This window comes from Devosia sp. (assembly GCF_034675085.1).
Classification (GTDB): domain Bacteria; phylum Pseudomonadota; class Alphaproteobacteria; order Rhizobiales; family Devosiaceae; genus Devosia.
This window is the reverse complement of record NZ_JAUCDN010000355.1, coordinates 1-3,286: the sequence shown is the minus strand read 5'-3', so window position 1 is coordinate 3,286 and position 3,286 is coordinate 1. Positions and strand designations below refer to the sequence as shown.

At 66.6% G+C, this 3,286-nt stretch carries 2 protein-coding genes and 1 pseudogene; all 3 read left to right on the top strand.

Going from position 1 to position 3,286, the window contains the following annotated elements:
* Positions 1–510 (top strand): annotated as a pseudogene (locus VDP82_RS16125) (hypothetical protein); the annotation flags it as partial.
* Positions 507–1,742 carry a GNAT family N-acetyltransferase gene (locus tag VDP82_RS16120; RefSeq protein ID WP_323015849.1) on the top strand — a complete coding sequence of 412 codons (1,236 nt, stop codon included), beginning with the start codon at positions 507–509 and terminating at the stop codon, positions 1,740–1,742. The pseudogene VDP82_RS16125 and the gene VDP82_RS16120, both read left to right, overlap by 4 nt.
* A 237-nt stretch (positions 1,743–1,979) precedes the next feature.
* Positions 1,980–3,286 (top strand): signal recognition particle protein (gene ffh / locus VDP82_RS16115; protein WP_323015848.1); only part of this gene is annotated, 1,307 nt, incomplete at its 3' end.

Here is a 3,286-nt window from a genome sequence, read left to right as displayed (position 1 = left end):
GGGCAGAGCCTGTGGCAGGTGCGCGGCACCAAGAAGGTCTATGTCTATCCCGCCAAGGCCCCGTTCATTTCCCAGCCGGCGCTGGAAAAGCTGATCCTGGGGCAATTGCGCGAGACCGACATGCCCTACGAGCCCTGGTTCGACGATTATGCCGAGGTGCACATGCTCGAGGCGGGCAAGATGCTGCACTGGCCGCTCAACGGGCCGCACCGGGTGGTCAACGAGAACATGCTCAACGTCTCCTTCACCACCGAGCACTGGACCGACGAGCTGCGCCGCCATTACGCGGTCAACTACGCCAATGGCATCCTGCGTTCGAGGCTGGGGCGCAACAGGCTCAGCCAGCAGGTGACGGGGCTGAGCTATCTGGCCAAGCTGGGCCTTGCCGGGCTGGTCAAGTTCACCCCGCTCAATCCGCAGAAGCAGAAGATCTATACGGTCGATTTCCGTGTCGATCCCGACGCTCCCGAAGGCGTGCGCGACATCGAGGCCTATACGTTCGGAAAATGACCACCCTCGATTCTTCCCTGGCTGCCGACCTTGTCGAGGCGGGCCCGCGCGCCGGTTCGGTATGTGCCGGCCTGAGCGCCGCGATCGTGCGCGACCGCGCCGGGCTCGACACGCTTCTGGCCGCCTGGACGGAGCTGGAAGCGAGCGCCGGCGGGGCCGTGCTGTTTCAGGGCGGTGGCTGGGCCCGCGCCATCTTCGATTTCGAGACGGAGCGCGGCAATATTGGGTTCGATCCGGTGATCGCCACCCTGCATGACGGCCCTCGCCTGGTGGCGGTGCTGCCGCTCGAACGGGTCCGCACCCTTGCCCGCCGCGTGCTGATGCCGCTGGGCCATGCCTTCGGGCAATATTCCGACATGCTGGTCGCGCCCGGCGTCGCCGCGCGCCCGGCCCTGGCGCAGCTGCTCGATGCGGCGCTGGCGGCGGCGCCCGCCGATGGGGTCAGCTTTCTCAAGGTTCGGGCGGACAGCCGGCTGGCGCGGGGGCTCCCCGAGCGCAGCATCGTCACCGGCGTCGCCCAGCAAGCGCCCTATGTGGGGCTTGAGGATTTTGAGGGTTTTCCGGAATACTACGCCACCATCAAGGCCAAGACGCGCAAGAATATGCGCAATGCCCGCAACCGGCTTGAGCGCAGCGCGCCGCTGACCCATGAAATCGCCGCTTCCCCGGAGGCGGCGCGGGCGGTTGTGGCGCGCACGCTGGACGGGCGCGCCCGGCGGCTGCGCCAGCAGGGCCTCACCTCGCGCGCCTTTCGCGACGGCGACTTCGCCCGGTTCTGCCTTTCCCTGCCCGGCCGCGCCGACCTTCCGGTTCTGGCGTTCTCGCTCCGGCATGGCGACAGGACGCTGGCCGAGCAATGGGGCTTTTCGCACCAGGGGCGTTACTACGCTTTCGTCGCCAGCCGCGATTTCGCCGATTCCGATGAAAGCCCGGGCAAGCTGCATCTGGGGCAGGTGATCGAAGCCGCCGCCGGCCTGGGGCTGAAGGGCGTCGACCTGATGGTGCCCACCATGCCCTATAAGCGCACCTGGGCCACTGCCAGCGTCGGAGTGGCCGATCATGCGCTGGCGGTCACGGCAAGGGGCTGGCTGGTCCTCATGGCCTGGGACCGCTATCTGCGCCCGCTGGCGCGGGCGGCGGTTCTCGCCCTGCCCGATCGCTGGCGCAGCCGCCTGATGGCGCTGGCCGGAGCCCGCGTCGAAGCGCCGGGGGAGGGTGAGCGGAGCGCGTGAGGCACGCTTTTTCTGCCGTTTTTCTTGACTCGCGTGCCGACTTCCCCTAGAGCCAGCCCGTTCATCAGGCTTTTTGCTCCTGACCCGCCGACCGGGACCCCTTGAGGTATAAACCGATCCCGGAGGCCACCATCCGCCAGCGCGTTGCGCCCGCGGGTGGGTTTGGCGTTTGGCCTGATGGATACTAAATAGCTCACTGGACGAGCGATGCGATCCATGAGCGAAAAAGGAAAAAACATGTTCGAGAGCCTGTCAGACCGGCTTGGCAAGATATTCGACGGGCTTCGCGGCCGGGGCGCGCTCAATGCCGCCGATGTCGATGCCGCCATGCGCGAGATTCGCCGGGCGCTGATCGAGGCCGACGTGTCCCTGGAAGTGGTGCGCGCCTTCGTCGAACAGGTGCGCGAGCGGGCCGTGGGCGCCGAGGTCACCCGCTCGGTGACGCCGGGCCAGCAGGTGGTCAAGATCGTCCATGACGAGCTGGTCTCGGTGCTGGGCTCCGATAGCGTCAGCATCGACCTCAACGCGCCCGCGCCGGTGAGCCTGCTCATGGTGGGCCTGCAAGGCTCGGGCAAGACCACCACCACCGCCAAGATCGCCCGCCGCCTCAGGGATCGGCAGAAAAAGAAGGTTCTGCTCGCTTCCCTCGATACGCGCCGCCCCGCCGCCATGGAGCAGCTGCGCGTTCTGGGCGAGCAGGTGGGCGTCGACACGCTCCCCATCGTCGCCGGAGAAAATCCGGTTGAGATCGCCCGCCGCGCCGAGCGCGAGGGCCGGCTGGGCGGCTATGACGTGCTCATTCTGGACACCGCCGGGCGCACTCATATCGACGAAGAGCTGATGGCCGAGACCGTCGCCATTCGCGACATCGCCCGTCCGCATGAAATCCTGCTGGTGGTCGATGCGCTGACCGGTCAGGACGCGATCAATGTCGCCCGCTCCTTCGATGGGCGGCTCGACATCACCGGCATCGTCATGACCCGCGTCGATGGCGACGGGCGCGGCGGCGCGGCGCTGTCCATGCGCGCCGCCACCGGCAAGCCGATCAAGCTGATCGGCGTCGGCGAAAAGATGGATGCGCTGGAGGATTTCCATCCCGCCCGCATCGCCGACCGCATTCTGGGCATGGGCGACATCGTCTCGCTGGTCGAAAAGGCCGCCGAGCATGTCTCGGCCGAAGACGCCGCCAAAATGGCGAAAAAGCTCAAAAAGGGCTCTTTCGACTTCGAGGACCTGCGCAATCAGCTGCTGCAGATGAAGAAGATGGGCGGCATGGGCGGGCTGATGGCCATGATGCCGGGCGTCGGCCAGCTCAAGAAGGCCATGGCCGGGGCCAATATCGACGAGAAGATTTTCGACCGCCAGGTCGCCATCATCAATTCCATGACCAAGAAGGAGCGGGCCAATCCCGACCTGCTCAATGCCTCCCGCCGCAAGCGCATCGCCGCCGGCGCCGGGGTGGAGGTCTCCGAAATCAACAAACTGGCCAAGCAGCACCGCCAGATGGCCGACATGATGAAAAAGGTCGGCAAGGGCGGCATGGG

Excerpts from the sequence above, each read along its gene's own strand:
- VDP82_RS16120 (WP_323015849.1), top strand. The coding sequence starts at position 507 with ATGACCACCCTCGATTCTTCCCTGGCTGCCGACCTTGTCGAGGCGGGC.